The organism is Variovorax sp. GW821-FHT09D04, from assembly GCF_059416405.1.
On the sequence record NZ_JBWKPA010000019.1, the window covers coordinates 1 to 15193 of the forward strand.

Annotated in this window: 16 protein-coding genes and 1 tRNA gene; 3 read left to right on the forward strand and 14 right to left on the reverse strand. The window is 65.3% G+C overall.

Annotated features, from left to right (window positions below):
- Positions 1–204: 204 nt before the first annotated feature.
- The 11 genes from AC07O4_RS31110 to AC07O4_RS31160 all read right to left on the reverse strand — a co-directional run bounded on the left by AC07O4_RS31110 (position 205) and on the right by AC07O4_RS31160 (position 9603).
- A tRNA-Pro gene (locus AC07O4_RS31110) sits at positions 205–281 on the reverse strand.
- A gap of 26 nt (positions 282–307) precedes the next feature.
- Positions 308–766 (reverse strand): MerR family transcriptional regulator, encoded by a 459-nt coding sequence (locus AC07O4_RS31115; protein WP_095946954.1) that lies wholly within the window; start codon positions 764–766, stop codon positions 308–310.
- Positions 767–830: 64 nt separating this feature from the next.
- Positions 831–1205 carry an integration host factor subunit alpha gene (locus AC07O4_RS31120; protein WP_095747662.1) on the reverse strand — a complete coding sequence of 125 codons (375 nt, stop codon included), beginning with the start codon at positions 1203–1205 and terminating at the stop codon, positions 831–833.
- A gap of 2 nt (positions 1206–1207) precedes the next feature.
- Positions 1208–3649 (reverse strand): phenylalanine--tRNA ligase subunit beta, encoded by a 2442-nt coding sequence (pheT, locus tag AC07O4_RS31125; protein WP_495306588.1) that lies wholly within the window; start codon positions 3647–3649, stop codon positions 1208–1210.
- Positions 3650–3694: 45 nt separating this feature from the next.
- Positions 3695–4771: a phenylalanine--tRNA ligase subunit alpha gene (gene pheS / locus AC07O4_RS31130; RefSeq protein WP_056579739.1), complete on the reverse strand. Its 1077-nt coding sequence runs from the start codon at positions 4769–4771 to the stop codon at positions 3695–3697.
- A gap of 112 nt (positions 4772–4883) precedes the next feature.
- Positions 4884–5243 (reverse strand): 50S ribosomal protein L20, encoded by a 360-nt coding sequence (gene rplT / locus AC07O4_RS31135; RefSeq protein WP_007832499.1) that lies wholly within the window; start codon positions 5241–5243, stop codon positions 4884–4886.
- A gap of 24 nt (positions 5244–5267) precedes the next feature.
- Positions 5268–5471: a 50S ribosomal protein L35 gene (gene rpmI, locus AC07O4_RS31140; protein WP_007832497.1), complete on the reverse strand. Its 204-nt coding sequence runs from the start codon at positions 5469–5471 to the stop codon at positions 5268–5270.
- Between the two features lie 153 nt (positions 5472–5624).
- A complete protein-coding gene (gene infC / locus AC07O4_RS31145) occupies positions 5625–6248 on the reverse strand; it encodes a translation initiation factor IF-3 (RefSeq protein ID WP_082818065.1) in 624 nt (207 codons plus the stop codon).
- A 101-nt stretch (positions 6249–6349) separates the two neighbouring features.
- Positions 6350–8257, reverse strand: a complete 1908-nt coding sequence (gene thrS, locus AC07O4_RS31150) for a threonine--tRNA ligase (RefSeq protein WP_062473452.1) — start codon at positions 8255–8257, stop codon at positions 6350–6352.
- A 216-nt stretch (positions 8258–8473) separates the two neighbouring features.
- Positions 8474–9271, reverse strand: a complete 798-nt coding sequence (locus AC07O4_RS31155) for a thioesterase family protein (RefSeq protein WP_495306589.1) — start codon at positions 9269–9271, stop codon at positions 8474–8476.
- Positions 9272–9288: 17 nt separating this feature from the next.
- A complete protein-coding gene (locus tag AC07O4_RS31160; protein ID WP_489058677.1) occupies positions 9289–9603 on the reverse strand; it encodes a putative quinol monooxygenase in 315 nt (104 codons plus the stop codon).
- A 120-nt stretch (positions 9604–9723) separates the two neighbouring features.
- Here AC07O4_RS31160 and AC07O4_RS31165 point away from each other — a divergent pair, with 120 nt between their 5' ends.
- Positions 9724–10692 carry a GlxA family transcriptional regulator gene (locus tag AC07O4_RS31165; RefSeq protein ID WP_495306590.1) on the forward strand — a complete coding sequence of 323 codons (969 nt, stop codon included), beginning with the start codon at positions 9724–9726 and terminating at the stop codon, positions 10690–10692.
- A 98-nt stretch (positions 10693–10790) separates the two neighbouring features.
- Here the strand turns inward: AC07O4_RS31165 and aceA are convergent, their stop codons facing one another.
- Together aceA and AC07O4_RS31175 are read right to left on the reverse strand one after the other, a co-directional pair.
- The gene (gene aceA / locus AC07O4_RS31170) at positions 10791–12122 is read right to left on the reverse strand and encodes an isocitrate lyase (protein ID WP_056579731.1); all 1332 of its coding nucleotides are present in this window, start codon (positions 12120–12122) and stop codon (positions 10791–10793) included.
- A 232-nt stretch (positions 12123–12354) separates the two neighbouring features.
- The gene (locus AC07O4_RS31175) at positions 12355–12747 is read right to left on the reverse strand and encodes a gamma-glutamylcyclotransferase family protein (protein WP_495270479.1); all 393 of its coding nucleotides are present in this window, start codon (positions 12745–12747) and stop codon (positions 12355–12357) included.
- Positions 12748–12782: 35 nt separating this feature from the next.
- Between AC07O4_RS31175 and AC07O4_RS31180 the strand changes: the two genes are divergently transcribed.
- Together AC07O4_RS31180 and AC07O4_RS31185 are read left to right on the forward strand one after the other, a co-directional pair.
- Positions 12783–13712, forward strand: coding sequence for a DMT family transporter (locus tag AC07O4_RS31180; RefSeq protein WP_495306591.1), 930 nt, complete (start codon positions 12783–12785; stop codon positions 13710–13712).
- Between the two features lie 155 nt (positions 13713–13867).
- On the forward strand, positions 13868–14311 hold the full coding sequence (locus AC07O4_RS31185) for an SWIB/MDM2 domain-containing protein (protein WP_062473465.1): 444 nt from the start codon (positions 13868–13870) through the stop codon (positions 14309–14311).
- A gap of 40 nt (positions 14312–14351) precedes the next feature.
- On the opposite strand, the gene AC07O4_RS31190 is transcribed toward AC07O4_RS31185, so the two are convergent.
- Entirely contained in the window at positions 14352–15131 is a 780-nt protein-coding gene (locus tag AC07O4_RS31190; protein WP_495306592.1) for a helix-turn-helix domain-containing protein, read from the reverse strand.
- Between the last annotated feature and the right edge of the window lie 62 nt (positions 15132–15193).

Consider the following 15193-nt stretch of genomic DNA (forward strand, 5'->3'; position numbering starts at 1 on the left):
GGGTAGGGTTTTACGTGGGTCAGTCTTAGACGGAAATTACTGCGTTAACTGGGTCAAATTTCGGCGGCAATCAACAGTCCGCGATTGGGGGGCGTGGCGGTGACTGAAAAGGGGTGGGTTTGTCAAAAACCGGCCCGTTTGTCAAAACCAAAGAAAAACGGGTCAGAGCTTTTGGCTCTAACCCGTTGATCTAACTACTGTTTTTGGTCGGTGTGAAAGGATTCGAACCTTCGACCCCTTGCACCCCATGCAAGTGCGCTACCAGGCTGCGCCACACACCGAAGCTCTCGATTATAGCGGGCTAAATTCAGTGTCCGACAGTCAGAAGCTCACGAATTTCAAAGAGTTCGCGGCGAAGGTGCAACAACTGCGACAGATCGACGCTCTGTGCGGCCGCCGCGGGTCCCGGTTCTTCGTGCACGGCGGCGTCGAATTCCTCCTGGCCGATCTCGATGGCCTCCAGGCCTTCGAGCGGCACTTCGCCCGCCTTGCGGCGGTCGCGCTCGCCTTGCGTGAGTTCCTGCAGCTTGTTGCGCGCACCGCTGATGGTGAAGCCCTGGTCGTAGAGCAGGTCGCGGATGCGGCGGATCATCAGCACTTCGTGGTGCTGGTAATAGCGGCGGTTGCCGCGCCGCTTCATCGGGCGCAGCTGGGTGAACTCCTGCTCCCAATAGCGCAGCACGTGCGGCTTCACGCCGCAGAGCTCGCCGACCTCACCGATGGTGAAGTAGCGTTTGACGGGAATCGGCGGGAGCGTTTTCTCCATTGAAATCAAGACTGTGCGCGGGAAACCTCATAGATTACTCTACGCGGCCGCACAGCACCAAGCACTATTCCGCGCCCAGGCTCCACTCGACTTCGGAAGTGCCGCCCTGCGGCTCGACGCTGCCCTGGATCTGCTCCTTGAGCTTGGCGCTCGCATGGAAGGTGGCCACGCGGCGCTCGCCGATCGGAATGGCCTCGCCGGTGCGCGGGTTGCGCCCGGGACGCGGCGCCTTCACGCGGATCTGGAAGTTGCCGAAGCCCGAGATCTTCACGTCCGTGCCTTCGATCAGGCTGCTGGCCACGAGCTCGAAGAACGCCTCCACCATGTCCTTCGACTCACGCTTGTTCAGGCCGATCTGCTCGAACAGCAGGTCGGCCAGATGCGCCTTGGTGAGCGCCGGCGTTTCGAGGGCTTCGAGCGTGAATTCGGCGGCGTTCATCTTCATCCTCTCAAGCGGCCGCCCAGGGTGGCGCCCAGTTGTTCGACGATTGCACGGACAGCGGGTTCGACCTGCTCGTCCGTCAGCGTGGCGGCATCGCTCTGGAAGGTCAGGCGCACGGCCATGCTCTTCTCGCCCGGTGCCAGCGCACCCGGCGCTGCCACAGCGCCTTCGCGCAACGGCTGCGGACGGTAGATGTCGAACAGCGTCGCATCGCGCAGCAGGCCCGAGGCGGACGCGCCCGCGCGGATGGCCTGCATCAGCGCGTCGTGCGACACCGCTTCGGCCACGACCACCGCGATGTCACGTTCAACGGCCTGGTGCTTGGGCACCGGCTGCGCCACGGGCACGGGCCGCGCCGTGACGGCGTCGAGGTCGAGTTCGAACAGCACGGGCGCCTGGGTGAAGTCCCACTTCTGGCGCCAGCGCGGATGCAGCTCGCCGATGAAGCCGATGGCCTGGCCGTCCAGCAGCACACGGGCCGAACGGCCGGGGTGCAGCGCGGGGTGCTCGGCCGCTTCGAAGGTCGGCACGCGCGGGGCGAGCAGCGCTTCGACATCGCCCTTGACGTCGTAGAAGTCGACACGCTGCGGCTTGCCGTCCCAGCGCGACGCCTCGGCATCGCCCCAGGCCAGGCCGGCCACGCGCATGGGCTGGTTCACGCCGCGCACGGTGCTGTCGGTGGTGACGACGCTGTCGTCGCGCAGGAACACGCGGCCCAGCTCGAACACGCGCACGCGCGGTGCCTTGCGGTCGAGGTTGAACTTGAGCACCTGCAGCAGCGAGCCAAGCAGCGACGAGCGCATCACGCTCATCTGGCTGGCGATGGGGTTCAGCAGCTTGACCGGGTTGGCGTTGCCCGCGAGGTCCTGCTCCCAGTGCGCTTCGACAAAGCTGAAGTTGATGGTTTCCTGGTAACCCAGCGCTGCAACGCTGCGACGCACCGCGAAGCGGTTGCGCTGCGCCTCGGGCCGCACACGGGCCGTGATGGGCGCGAGCGGCGCGGTGGTCGGCAGGTTGTTGAAGCCGATCAGGCGCGCCACTTCTTCGATGAGGTCTTCCTCGATCAGCAGGTCGAAACGGTGCGGCGGCGGCGTGACGGTCAGCGTGCCTTCGCCTTCGGTGATTTCGAAACCGAGGCGATGGAGTGCGTCGGCGCATTGCGCCTGCGTCAGCGGCATGCCGATGACGCGCGCGGCGCGGGCCACGCGCAGCGTGACGGGCGCGGCTTCGGGCAGGCGCAGCGTCTGGTCGTCCATCTTGCCGGCTTCACCGCCGCAGATATCGACAACCAGTTGCGTGATGCGCTCGATGATCTGCACGGTGCGGCTCGGGTCGACGCCGCGCTCGTAGCGGTGGCCGGCGTCGGTCGAGAAGTTGAAGCGGCGCGAACGGCCCTGCACGGCCTCGGGCCACCAGAACGCAGCCTCGACGTAGATGTTGCGCGTGTCGTCGGTCACCGAGGTGGCGTCACCGCCCATGATGCCGGCGAGCGATTCGACTTCGCGGTCGTCGGCAATGACGCCGACCTTCTCGTCGACAGTGATCGTCGTGCCGTTGAGCAGCTTGAGCTGCTCGCCCGCCTTGCCCCAGCGCACCGTGAGGCCGCCGTGGATCTTGTCGAGGTCGAAGATGTGGCTGGGCTGGCCGTACTCGAACATCACGTAGTTCGAGATGTCGACCAGCGGCGTCACGCTGCGCTGGCCGCAGCGCGCGAGGCGCTCGACCATCCACGCGGGCGTGGCGACCTTGGTGTTCACGCCGCGCACGATGCGGCCCGAGAAGCGGCCGCACAGGTCGGGCGCCTCGACCTTGACGGGCAGCACATCGGAGAACGACGTGGCCACGGGTGCAATAGCCGGCGTCTTCAGCGGTGCGCCGGTGAGTGCGGCGAGTTCACGCGCCACGCCGTACACGCTGAGGCCGTGCGCCAAATTCGGCGTGAGCTTGAGCGTCAGCAGCGCGTCGTCGAGCTTGAGCACGTCGCGCACGTCGGCGCCGATGGGGGCGTCGGCGTCGAGTTCGAGCAGGCCGCCATGGTCTTCGCTCAGCTTCAGTTCGCGCGCCGAGCACAGCATGCCCTGGCTCTCGACGCCGCGCAGCTTGCCCAGCTTGATGAGGAAGGGCTTGCCGTCTTCACCCGGGGACAGTTCGGCGCCGACGAGGGCGCACGGCACCTTGATGCCGACGCGCGCATTGGGCGCGCCGCACACGATGTTGAGCAAGGCGCCCTGCCCCGCATCGACCTGGCACACACGCAGGCGATCGGCATTCGGGTGCTGCACGGCTTCCTTGATTTCGCCGACCACGATGCGCGTGAAAGGCGGCGCCACCGGACGGCGCTCTTCGACTTCGAAGCCGCCCATGGTGAGCGTTTCGGCCAGTGCGGCGCTGTCGAGGGGCGGGTTGCAGAACTCGCGCAGCCAGGATTCCGGGAATTGCATCTCTTCGATCTCGATCTGGTTTTTCTATCTGTGGAAAGGACGTGCTTACTGGAACTGCGAGAGAAAACGCAGGTCGCCGTCGAAGAACAGGCGCAGGTCGTTCACGCCGTAGCGCAGCATGGTGAGCCGGTCGGGGCCCATGCCGAAGGCAAAGCCGATGTAGCGCTCAGGGTCGAGGCCCATGTTGCGCACGACGTTCGGGTGCACCTGGCCCGAGCCGGCGACTTCGAGCCAGCGGCCGGCCAGCGGGCCGCTCGCGAACTGGATGTCGATCTCGGCGCTCGGCTCGGTGAACGGGAAGAAGCTCGGGCGGAAGCGCAGCACGAGGTCGTCGCGCTCGAAGAAGGTGCGGCAGAAGTCGGTGAAGACGACCTTCAGGTCCTTGAAGCTGACGTTCTCGCCGAGCCACAGGCCTTCGCACTGGTGGAACATGGGCGAGTGGGTAGCGTCGCTGTCGACGCGGTAGGTGCGGCCCGGCGCGATCACGCGGATCTCGGGCGCCTTCACGGTGCCAGTGGTGTCGGCGGCAGCAGCGGCGAACTCGGCCGCGTACTTCTTGGTGTGCTGGTGGGCGTAGCGCACCTGCATCGGGCTGGTGTGCGGACGCAGGTTGTAGGGAATACCGTCGTCGCCCTTGAGGTCGACGTAGAAAGTGTCCTGCATCGAACGCGCCGGGTGGTTCGGCGGGTTGTTGAGCGAGGTGAAGCTGTGCCAGTCGCTCTCGATCTCGGGGCCGTCGGCCACGTCGAAGCCCATGCTCGAGAAGATCTCTTCGATGCGCTCCAGGGTGCGGCTCACGGGGTGCAGTCCGCCGCCGGCGCGGTGGCGGCCGGGCAGGCTCACGTCGAGCGCTTCGGCGCGCAGCTGCAGCGAGAGTTCTTCATCGGCGAGTTGCTGGCGGCGGTCGGTCAGTGCGGCCTCGATGGCCTGCTTGCCGACGTTGATCGCGGCGCCGCGGGACTTCTTCTCTTCGACACTCAGCGCGGCCATGCCCTTCATCAGCTCGGTGATGCGGCCCGACTTGCCAAGGAACTGGGCCTTGGCGTTTTCGAGCTCTGCGGGCGTTTTCGCTTCGGCGAAGGCGGCGCGTGCGGTGTCGACCAGGGAGTCCAACTCGTTCATAGCAACAAAAATCTTCGAGGGGAAATAAAAAAGAGCTGGAGCCTTTTCAAGCGCCAGCCCTTGAGCCGTGGGCGCAAGAAGCCGTCCGGAGACGGCAACCTGCTGTGCAAAATCAAGCAGCCAGCTTGGCCTTGACCTGCTCCACGATGCCGGCAAAAGCGGCCTTGTCGTGCACGGCGATGTCCGCAAGCATCTTGCGGTCGATCTCGATACCGGCCTTGCGGATGCCGTTGGCGAACTGGCTGTAGGTCAGGCCCAGTTCACGCGAGGCGGCGTTGATACGCGCGATCCACAGCTGACGGAACACGCGCTTCTTGGTACGGCGGTCACGGTAGGCATATTGCCCAGCCTTCATCACCGCCTGTTTGGCGACGCGGAAGACATTACCGCGGCGACCGCGAAAACCCTTGGCGAGTGCGAGAACTTTTTTGTGGCGGGCGCGAGCCGTTACACCACGTTTGACGCGAGGCATGTGTGTACTCCTTGTTCGTCTGAGTTAAATGCCACGACCGGGCAGCATGGCGGCGACAGAAACCATGTTGGTCTCATGCACTGCGACTGCACCACGCAGGTGACGCTTGTTCTTGGTGGTCTTCTTCGTCAAGATGTGACGCTTGAAGGCTTGACCGCGCTTGACGGTGCCACCGGGACGAACGCGGAAACGTTTTTTCGCGCTGCTCTTGGTCTTCATTTTGGGCATGTAAATGCTCCTTTAGTTTGTGCTCGTGAGGCGCCGCGGATACTCCACGGACTTGTTGGCCCCGAGACACTTCTTTATCTCGCCCCCGCCTGCACTTCTTTCGAAATGCGGGCCAGGGCGAAATCCCTTCAAAACCCGTCTACTGCAAATGCCTCAGGCGGTTGCCGTGGGCGCTGCTGCCGGCGCAGCATCTGCTGCCGGCTTCGGCGCCGCGCCGCCAACCTTCTTGCGGCCCGGAGCGATCATCATGATCATCTGACGGCCTTCCAGCTTCGGGAACTGCTCGACCATGATCGTGTCGCCCAGCTCGTCGCGAATGCGCTGCAAGAGTGCCAGACCGAGCTCCTGGTGCGTGATCTCGCGGCCGCGGAAGCGCAGCGTGATCTTGCATTTGTCGCCCTCTTCAAGAAAGCGCCTGATGTTGCGCATCTTGATGTTGTAGTCGCCATCGTCGGTACCGGGCCGGAACTTGATTTCCTTGACCTCGATGACCTTCTGCTTCGACTTCGCCTCGGCTGCCTTTTTCTGCTCGTGGTACTTGAACTTTCCGTACTCGATCAGGCGGCACACGGGCGGATTGGCCGCAGCAACGACCTCCACCAGATCCACGTCAGCCTCACCCGCAAGGCGCAAGGCTTCGGAAAGGCTCATGACACCCAATGGCTCGTTTTCCGGGCCGACCAGGCGGACTTCCGGGGCCATGATTTCCCGGTTCAGGCGGTGTTGGCGTTCCTCGCGGTGGCGGCGGTCGCGAAATGCAGTAGCGATGGTCAGAATCCTTCAAAGTTTGCTACAAAATCTGTAGCGATCGCCGCTCAGTCTTCGCGGACAGGCGGCACGAGATGGCAGAGAAACATATGGGGTGTTTCAGAGACAAATCAACGCTTGTCAGCAACGTCCTGGACGAGCCGTTGCGTGAACGATTCGAGGGACATTGCACCGAGGTCTTGATTGCCCCGGGCGCGCACTGCGACGGCACCTGCTTCCTTTTCCTTGTCACCCACGACGAGGATGTAAGGGAGCTTTTGCAACGAATGCTTCCGTATTTTATACGTAATCTTTTCGTTGTGCAGATCCAGCTGAACTCTAAGCCCTTGATTTTGCAGCGTTTTCGCAACTTGTGCAGCGTAATCGGCCTGTCCTTCGCTGATATTGAGCACCGCCACCTGCACCGGAGCGAGCCATGCGGGCATGGCGCCTGAGTGGTGTTCGATGAGCATGCCGATGAAGCGCTCGAGGCTGCCGACGATGGCGCGGTGCAGCATCACCGGGTGGGCGCGACCGCTCGATTCCGTGACGTACTCGCCGCCCAGGCGCTCGGCCGTGTTGAAGTCGACCTGCATCGTGCCGCACTGCCAGTGGCGGCCGATGGCGTCGCGCAGCGTGTACTCGATCTTCGGGCCGTAGAAGGCGCCGTCGCCGGGCGAGATGACGAAGTCCACGCCCGAGCGGCGCAGCGATTCCATCACCGCGTGCTCGGCCTTGTCCCACAGTTCGTCGGAGCCGACACGGTTCTCGGGTCGCGTCGCGACCTTGTAGAGAATGTCCGTGAAGCCGAAGTCGGCGTAGACCTTCTGCAGCTGTGCCGTGTAGGCGATACATTCGTCGAGGATCTGGTCTTCCGTGCAGAAGATGTGGCCGTCGTCCTGCGTGAAGCCGCGCACGCGCATGATGCCGTGCAGCGCGCCGCTGGGTTCGTTGCGGTGGCACTGGCCGAACTCGCCGTAGCGCAGCGGCAGGTCGCGGTAGCTGCGCAGGTCGCTCTTGAAGATCAGCACGTGGCCCGGGCAGTTCATCGGTTTGAGCGCGTACTCGCGCTTCTCCGACTCCGTCGTGAACATGTTGTCGCGGTAGTTCTGCCAGTGGCCCGTCTTCTCCCACAGGCTCTTGTCCAGGATCTGCGGGCCCTTCACTTCCCAGTAGCCCGTGTCGCGGTAGATGCCGCGCATGTACTGCTCGACCTGCTGCCAGACCGCCCAGCCCTTGGGGTGCCAGAACACCACGCCCGGCGCCACTTCGTCGATGTGGAACAGGTCGAGTTCCTTGCCCAGCTTGCGGTGGTCGCGCTTCTCGGCTTCCTCGATGCGCTGGATGTACTGGTCGAGCTGCTTCTTGTCGGCCCAGGCCGTGCCGTAGATGCGCTGCAGCTGCTCGTTCTTGGCGTCGCCGCGCCAGTAGGCGCCGGCCAGCTTCGTGAGCTTGAACACCTTCAGGAAGCGCGTGTTCGGCACGTGCGGGCCGCGGCACATGTCGACGTATTCCTGGTGGTAGTACAGGCCCATGGCCTGCTCGTCGGGCATGTCTTCGACGAGGCGCAGCTTGTAGTCCTCGCCACGCGACTTGAAGACCTCGATGACTTCCGCGCGCGGCGTCATCTTCTTGATCACGTCGTAGTCCTGCGCGATCAGCTCGCGCATGCGCGCCTCGATGGCGGCCATGTCCTCGGGCGTGAACGGGCGCTCGAACGAGATGTCGTAGTAGAAGCCTTCATCGATCACCGGCCCGATGACCATCTTGGCCGTCGGGTACAGCTGCTTCACCGCATGGCCGACCAGGTGGGCCGTCGAGTGGCGGATGATCTCCAGGCCCTCGTCGTCCTTGGGCGTGATGATCTGCAGCCTGGCGTCGCGGTCGATGACGTCGCTGGCATCGACGAGCTTGCCGTCGATCTTGCCGGCCACCGTCATCTTGGCGAGGCCAGGGCCGATGGACTGGGCCACTTCGGCCACCGAAACCGGGCCGGGGAACTCGCGGCGCGAGTTGTCGGGGAGCGTGATCTGGATCATGTGAAAACCTCGGGGAGAAAAACAAAAAAGCGCGGTGGATGCCGCGCTTTGCTTGGTTGGTGCGCTGGAAAAACCAGCGAGCGCGGGGCTACCGGCCCTTTCCTTCGAAGAAGAAAAAGCCGCTGAATCCTTGCGGGGTAGTTCGCGGTGTCATAACCAAGGTGCCTTTCTCGCTCTTGTTGAGTGCAGAGTGGGCGATTCTAGCCGCTGCCCGTTTCAGCCGCGCGCCTCGAACAGGAGGCTGGAAACGCACTGCCCGACCAGCCCGTCGCGGTCGTGCAGCTGCCCGACGGCATAGCCCGTGCCCATTGGGCCCGCAAGCGTGAGGGCGTCGACCAGCATCCAATCGCCGCGCGGCGCCCGCCGCAGGTTGATCGTCAGGTCGGCATTGACGAAGCCCAGCCGCGCCGGGTGCGCCCACTGCGAGATGCCCGCCACGAGATCGGCCGCCGAGGCCACCTGGGCCAGCGGCGATGCGGCCTCGGCGTCGACCAGCGGCCGGCCCAGGCGCAACCATCCGGCGGCCGGGCCGGGCTCGAGGATCTGCCCGCGCGCCATGCGCACGTCCACGCTGGCAAAGAACGGGCTCATGCAGGACGCCGCCGCGGGAATGGGCGCGCCCTCTTCCGGCGGCGCGAACGTCGCGGAGGCGAAGGCGTCGGCGGCTGGCAGCGCGGGCGTCTGCCCGCTGCGCAGCAGCAAGGCGGTACACCGCAACACCGACTTGCCGTCCTGGAGCATGTCGAACGCCACCGTGCGCGCCTTGGCGCCGTCGCGCAGCAGCGTGAATTCGAGCGTGATCGGTGCCCGGCTTGCCGGGCGCCAGAAATCGAAGCCCAACCGCGCCACCTCGCGACCGCAGCTCGCCTCATGCGCCTGGAGCGCGCGCACGAGCAAGGCGGCGGTCGCGCTGCCCTGCAGGGCGTCGGCGGACCACGGGCCGATGGCCGCCTCGGTGGGCACGAAGCGTTCACCGTCGCTGACGAACACCGGGTCGCCGACGGGCGTCGTCATGGGCTGCGTCTGCACGCTCACGACGCCGCGGCCGCCACGTTCTTGAGGCCCAGCACTTCGATCGGCTCGATCGAGGGCGGCGCGGCGAACAGCTCGGGCGCCTGCGCCATCAGGGCCTGGGCGATCGGGCCGGTCAGGTGGGCCTGGCGGCCGGCTTCGTCCTCGAACGCATCGAACACGCCGAAGGTGCTGGGCGACAGCCGCAGCGCAAACCAGATCGGCGTGGTCTTTTCCTCGCGCGCCATGGCCAGGCCGGCCTCGAGGAATTGCTGGACGGCGGCTTCCTTGCCGGGCTTGGCTTCGAGGCGGGCAAACAGTGCGAACTTGATCATGGGACATCTCCTGGGTGGACAACAACGGCGCACGGGATTGCGCAGCGCTGGCATGGACTCTAGGCAAGCCCCGCCCTCTGGACCATTGGCTTTTTTGACATCTTTGGTATCGTTATTGCCATGAAACTCGATGTCCTCGCCCTCGACGGCGTGTTCGACTCCGGCCTGGCCACGGTGCTCGACGTCTTCACCACCGCGAACGAACTCGCCGCCGTGCTGCAGCTCGACGTGGCACCTTTCAACGTCACCATCGTGGGCACCCGCAAGCGCGTGCGCACCGCCCAGGGTTTCACCGTGCCGGTGACGCACACGCTGGCCGACACCGGCGCCGCCACCGACTGGCTCGTCGTTCCGGCGCTCGGCTGCAAGATGCCCGAGACGCTGGAGCCTGCCCTGCAACGCGCCGACGTCCGCGATGCCTGCGCGGCACTGCGCGCGCGTGCCGAAGACGGCGGCTGCATCGCCGCCGCGTGCATCGGCACCTTCGTGCTGGCGGAAGCCGGCGTGCTCGCGGGCCACAAGGCGACCACCACCTGGTGGCTGGCCACGCTCTTCCGGCAGCGCTACCCGGCGGTGCTGCTCGACGATTCGCGCATGCTGGTCAGCTCGGGGCCGCTCGTCACGGCGGGCGCGGCGCTGAGCCACGTCGACATGGCGCTGTGGCTGGTGCGCCAGGCCAGCCCCGAACTCGCGGCGCTGGTCGCGCGCTACCTCATCGTGGACTCGCGCCCGTCGCAGTCGGCCTACGTGATCTCCGACCACCTCTCGCACGCAGACCCGCTGGTGGAGCGCTTCGAACGCTGGGCGCGCGGCCGGCTGGCCGAGGGTTTCTCGCTCGACGAAGCGGCGCAGGCCGCGGGCACCAGCAAGCGCACGCTGGCGCGGCGCATGCAGCAGGTGCTGGGAAAGAGCCCGTTGTCGTACGTGCAGGACCTGCGCGTCGAACGCGCCGTGCACCTGCTCAAGACCAGCAACAAGAGCCTCGAGCAGATCGCGGGCATGGTCGGCTACGCGGACGGCGTCACCCTGCGCACGCTGCTGCGCCAGCGGCTGGGGCGCGGCGTGCGCGAGGTGCGGCTCGAAGCCTGAGCCTCGCCCGTCGAGCGCCCACGAAAAAGCCCGGCACGAGGCCGGGCTTGGGGGGCGACAGCGCCACGCGCCGTCACTCAGCGATCAACGAAGGCAGCTCAGTGGAACTGTTCTTCTTCGGTCGAACCGGTCAGCGCCTTCACGCTGGACGAGCCGCCCTGGATCACGGTGGTCACATCGTCGAAGTAGCCGGCGCCGACTTCCTGCTGGTGCGACACGAAGGTGTAGCCCTTGTCGCGTGCGGCGAACTCGGGTTCCTGCACCATGTTCACGTAGTGCTTCATGCCTTCGCCGTTGGCATACGCGTGGGCGAACTGGAAGGTGTTGAACCAGTTGATGTGGATGCCGGCCAGCGTGATGAACTGGTACTTGTAGCCCAGCGCCGACAGGTCTTCCTGGAACGAGGCGATCTGCTTGTCGTCCAGGTTCTTCTTCCAGTTGAACGACGGCGAGCAGTTGTACGACAGCAGCTTGCCGGGGCAGGCGGCGTGCACGGCTTGCGCGAACTCACGGGCAAAGCCGATGTCCGGCACGCCGGTTTCGCACCACACCAGGTCGGCGTACGGAGCGTAGGCCACGCCGCGGCTGATGGCTTGCTCCAGGCCGTTCTTGACGCGGTAGAAGCCTTCTTGCGTGCGCTCGCCGGTCAGGAAAGGCTTGTCGTTGGCGTCGTGATCGGACGTGATCAGGTTTGCGGCTTCCGCATCGGTGCGGGCCAGGACGATGGTCGACACGCCCATGACGTCGGCGGCGAAACGCGCCGAGATCAGCTTCTCGCAGGCTTCCTGCGTCGGCACGAGCACCTTGCCGCCCATGTGACCGCACTTCTTGACGGCGGCCAGCTGGTCTTCGAAGTGCACGCCGGCAGCGCCCGACGCGATCATGTTCTTCATCAGTTCGAAGGCGTTCAGCACGCCGCCGAAGCCGGCTTCAGCGTCCGCGACGATCGGCAGGAAGTAGTCGATGAATTCCTTGTCGCCCGGGTTGATGCCACGGCCCCACTGGATTTCGTCGGCGCGCTTGAAGGTGTTGTTGATGCGACGGACCATCGTCGGCACCGAGTCGTAGGCGTACAGCGACTGGTCGGGGTACATCGTTTCCGAGGTGTTGCCGTCGGCAGCGACTTGCCAGCCCGACAGGTACACGGCTTCGAGGCCGGCCTTGGCTTGCTGCATGGCCTGGCCAGCAGAGATCGCGCCGAAGGCGTTCACGTAGCCCTTCTTGGCACCGCCGTTGATCTTGGCCCAGAGCTTTTCAGCGCCGCGCTTGGCCAGCGTGTGCTCGATGGGGAGCGAACCGCGCAGGCGAACCACGTCGGCCGCGCTGTAGCCGCGCTTCACGCCCTTCCAGCGCGGGTTGGTGGCCCAGTCCTTTTCGAGGGCGGCAATTTGCTGTTCGCGGCTCAGTTGTTCGTTCAGGGTCTGGGGCATGGTCACTCCGTGAGGTTGATTGAAGGTTGGCGTTGCGGCCGTGGGTTTACTGTAATCCGATTGCGGACTCTTATGTCTTATAGAAGACATATTTTTGAACCAACAAAATCAACAACTTACGGAGATATTTCTCAATGAGAAATTATTTTTCTCATATCGAGAAAAAATATTGCGGCGCAGCAGTTCAGATTTTCGCGATGCGGAATCACTCTTTCGGTTGTGAAAACCACGCCTATCCCGCGGCGCCCGCCGCATGCGCGATCCAGTCGCCGCTGTCGATCACATGGCGGCCCGCGATGCGCGTCGGATGGATCTCGTAGACCAGGCAGTCGATCGATTGCGCGCCCACCGCCACGCGCACGCGGCGCCGGATGTACTCGCCCGAATCGTCGTCGGCCACTTCCTCGAGCCGGTCGAGTTCGCGCTCGACCTTCGGTGCGACGCGATAGACCTCGCCCTTCACGCGCCCTTCTCCGCCGAGCACCACACCCGGGTACGCGCCCAGGTCGTACAGCGTGCCCGCGATGACGGCCTCGCCGACGAACACCGGCGCCGGCCGGTAGCGCGCGATGTCGTTGCGCCCGCCGCGCCGCAGCGTGCCGTAGACAAGAACGTGGGGCATCATCGAATCCATCCGATCAACAACCAGCGCCCAGTCTATTGAACCCCGCCGCTTCCACCTCCGGCCGCCTCGTGGCCTACGGCTGCCTGGCCTTGAGCATGTCGCTCGTCGGCATCTACGTCGCCCTCTCCAAGCCGCTGGTGGCAGCCTTCCCGGTGCTGCTGCTGGCCTGGTTGCGCTTCGGCATCGCGGCACTCGCCATGCCGCATTGGCTCCAACCCACGCCCGACGAGCCGCCCATGAGCGCACGCACGCGCGGGCTCGTGTTCCTCGAATCCTTCCTCGGCAACTTCCTGTTCTCGATCTGCATGCTGTTCGGCGTGAGCCTCACCAGCGCGGTGTCGGCGGGCGTGATCATGGCGTCGATCCCCGCGGTGGTCGCGGTGGCCAGCTGGCTCTTCCTGCGCGAGCGCATCACGGTGCGCATCGGCCTGGCCATTGCCTGCGCGGCACTGGGCATCGGCCTGCTCGCGTTCACGCCGACGCATGCACCAACCACCACCGGCAGCGCGGCCGGTGCGCCGTCGATGCCGTGGCTGGGCAACCTGCTCGTGTTCTGCGCGGTGCTCTGCGAGGCCGCCTATGCGGTGATCGGCAAGTCGCTCACCGGCAAGCTGGGGCCCAAGCGCATCGCCTCGCTCATCAACCTGTGGGGCTTCGTGCTGTCGATGCCCTTCGGCATCTGGTTCGCACTGCAGTTCGACTTCACCGCCGTGCGCTTCGGCACCTGGGCGCTGCTCGTGGCCTACGCACTGGCCGCCAGCATCTGGACCGTGTGGCTGTGGATGACCGGACTTCGCCACGTACCAGCGGCACAAGCGGGTGTCTTCACTGTCTTGCTGCCCGTCAGTGCGGCCCTCGTGGGCGTGCTCGTGCTCGGGGAAAACCTCACTTCGCCGCAGCTGCTTGCGTTCACGATCGCCCTCGTGGGTGTGGTGCTGGCGACGTGGCCGGGGCGACGAACGTGAACAACGTCCCTTCTCCCCTCTGAAAAAACAACAGCTCCCAATGAAAAAAGCGCTTTTTCCCTTGGAAACGCGTTTTTTCTCATTTAGCATCCGCATTGCCACTGGAGACGCAAGTTTTTCATTGGTGAACGTTCAACCAAAAAAGGAAATCAACCATGGCAACTGCAAAGAAGGCTCCGGCCAAGAAAGCTCCGGCAAAGAAGGCCGCTCCCGCAAAGAAGGCTGCGGCTCCTGCAAAGAAGGCCGCACCGGCCAAGAAGGCAGCGGCGCCCGCCAAGAAGGCTGCTCCTGCAAAGAAGGCTGCACCGGCGAAGAAGGCTCCTGCAAAGAAGGCCGCTCCCGCCAAGAAGCGCACCCCCAACGCTGCGTTCATGAAGGCCCTGACCCCCAGCCCGGCCTTGGCCGCTGTGGTCGGTTCGACGCCTCTGCCGCGCACCGCTGTGGTGAGCAAGCTGTGGGACTACATCAAGAAGAACAACCTGCAAGACAAGGCCAACAAGCGCAACATCAACGCCGACGCCAAGCTGAAGGAAATCTTCGGCAAGGCTCAGGTTTCGATGTTCGAACTGGCTGCGCTGATTGGCAAGCACGTCAAGTAAGCGTTCGGGGGCCTCGTGCTCCTGAGTCAAAAAGCCCGCGTCATGCGGGCTTTTTTTTCGCCTGCAGCAAGCCCTCGCCCGCCTCGAAGAAGCGCGTGGGCGTGCAGCCGAAGTGCTTGCGGAAGGCCTCGATGAAGGCGCTCACCGAGCTGTAGCCCACCGTCAGCGCCACAGCCGTCACCGGCTCACGCAGGCTCAGCAACTCCACGGCCTTCAGCAGACGCGCCTGCTGGCGCCATTGCGTGAAGCTCAGCCCGGTCTCGGCGGCGAAGCGGCGCGTGAGCGTGCGACGGGCCATGCCGATGCGATCGGCCCAGTCGTCGATGCCGTCGGCCAGTGCCGGATCGTCTGCCAGCGCACGCGCCATCGCCACCAGCCGCGGGTCCTGCGGCATGGGCAGGTGCAGCGACTCGCGCCCGCCGGCCGCCAGCTCGTCGATCAGCACGCCCACCAGTCGCGTGCGACGGGGCTCCAACAGTGCGTCGGATGGCTCCATCGACATCAGCCGCGCCACCAGCTCCCGCACCAGCGGCGTGGCGGCAAAGACATGCGGCCCCTCCGGCAAGGCCTGCGCCACCGACGCATCGATGTGCAGGTGCCATCCCGCCGTGGCCCCGAAGCTTTGCGCGGCATGGGCGCAGCGCGGCGCGATCCAGCCGATCCATCCCGGCGGCTGCACCCAGCGCCCTGCGGGCGTCTCGATGACCTGCAGGCCTTCGCGCAGCGCGAACAGCTGGCCGGTCTCGTGTGCGTGGCAGCCCGTGACGCGCGGTGCCTCATGCGCGTAGCGCCAGAGCGTGGCAGGCGATTCAGCCGCCATGGCTGGCCCGCACGCGGTATCGATTGGCCCCGCGCCGCAAGCCGGGGACCGCCCCGCTGCCT

Excerpts from the sequence above, each read along its gene's own strand:
- AC07O4_RS31175 (WP_495270479.1), bottom strand. The coding sequence starts at position 12,747 with ATGATGCCCCACGTTCTTGTCTACGGCACGCTGCGGCGCGGCGGGCGC.
- AC07O4_RS31115 (WP_095946954.1), bottom strand. The coding sequence starts at position 766 with ATGGAGAAAACGCTCCCGCCGATTCCCGTCAAACGCTACTTCACCATC.
- thrS (WP_062473452.1), bottom strand. The coding sequence starts at position 8,257 with ATGATCCAGATCACGCTCCCCGACAACTCGCGCCGCGAGTTCCCCGGC.
- AC07O4_RS31160 (WP_489058677.1), bottom strand. The coding sequence starts at position 9,603 with ATGATCAAGTTCGCACTGTTTGCCCGCCTCGAAGCCAAGCCCGGCAAG.
- AC07O4_RS31185 (WP_062473465.1), top strand. The coding sequence starts at position 13,868 with ATGGCAACTGCAAAGAAGGCTCCGGCCAAGAAAGCTCCGGCAAAGAAG.
- pheS (WP_056579739.1), bottom strand. The coding sequence starts at position 4,771 with ATGAACGAGTTGGACTCCCTGGTCGACACCGCACGCGCCGCCTTCGCC.
- rpmI (WP_007832497.1), bottom strand. The coding sequence starts at position 5,471 with ATGCCCAAAATGAAGACCAAGAGCAGCGCGAAAAAACGTTTCCGCGTT.
- AC07O4_RS31120 (WP_095747662.1), bottom strand. The coding sequence starts at position 1,205 with ATGAACGCCGCCGAATTCACGCTCGAAGCCCTCGAAACGCCGGCGCTC.
- rplT (WP_007832499.1), bottom strand. The coding sequence starts at position 5,243 with ATGCCTCGCGTCAAACGTGGTGTAACGGCTCGCGCCCGCCACAAAAAA.
- AC07O4_RS31190 (WP_495306592.1), bottom strand. The coding sequence starts at position 15,131 with ATGGCGGCTGAATCGCCTGCCACGCTCTGGCGCTACGCGCATGAGGCA.
- aceA (WP_056579731.1), bottom strand. The coding sequence starts at position 12,122 with ATGCCCCAGACCCTGAACGAACAACTGAGCCGCGAACAGCAAATTGCC.
- AC07O4_RS31155 (WP_495306589.1), bottom strand. The coding sequence starts at position 9,271 with ATGACGACGCCCGTCGGCGACCCGGTGTTCGTCAGCGACGGTGAACGC.
- AC07O4_RS31165 (WP_495306590.1), top strand. The coding sequence starts at position 9,724 with ATGAAACTCGATGTCCTCGCCCTCGACGGCGTGTTCGACTCCGGCCTG.
- pheT (WP_495306588.1), bottom strand. The coding sequence starts at position 3,649 with ATGCAATTCCCGGAATCCTGGCTGCGCGAGTTCTGCAACCCGCCCCTC.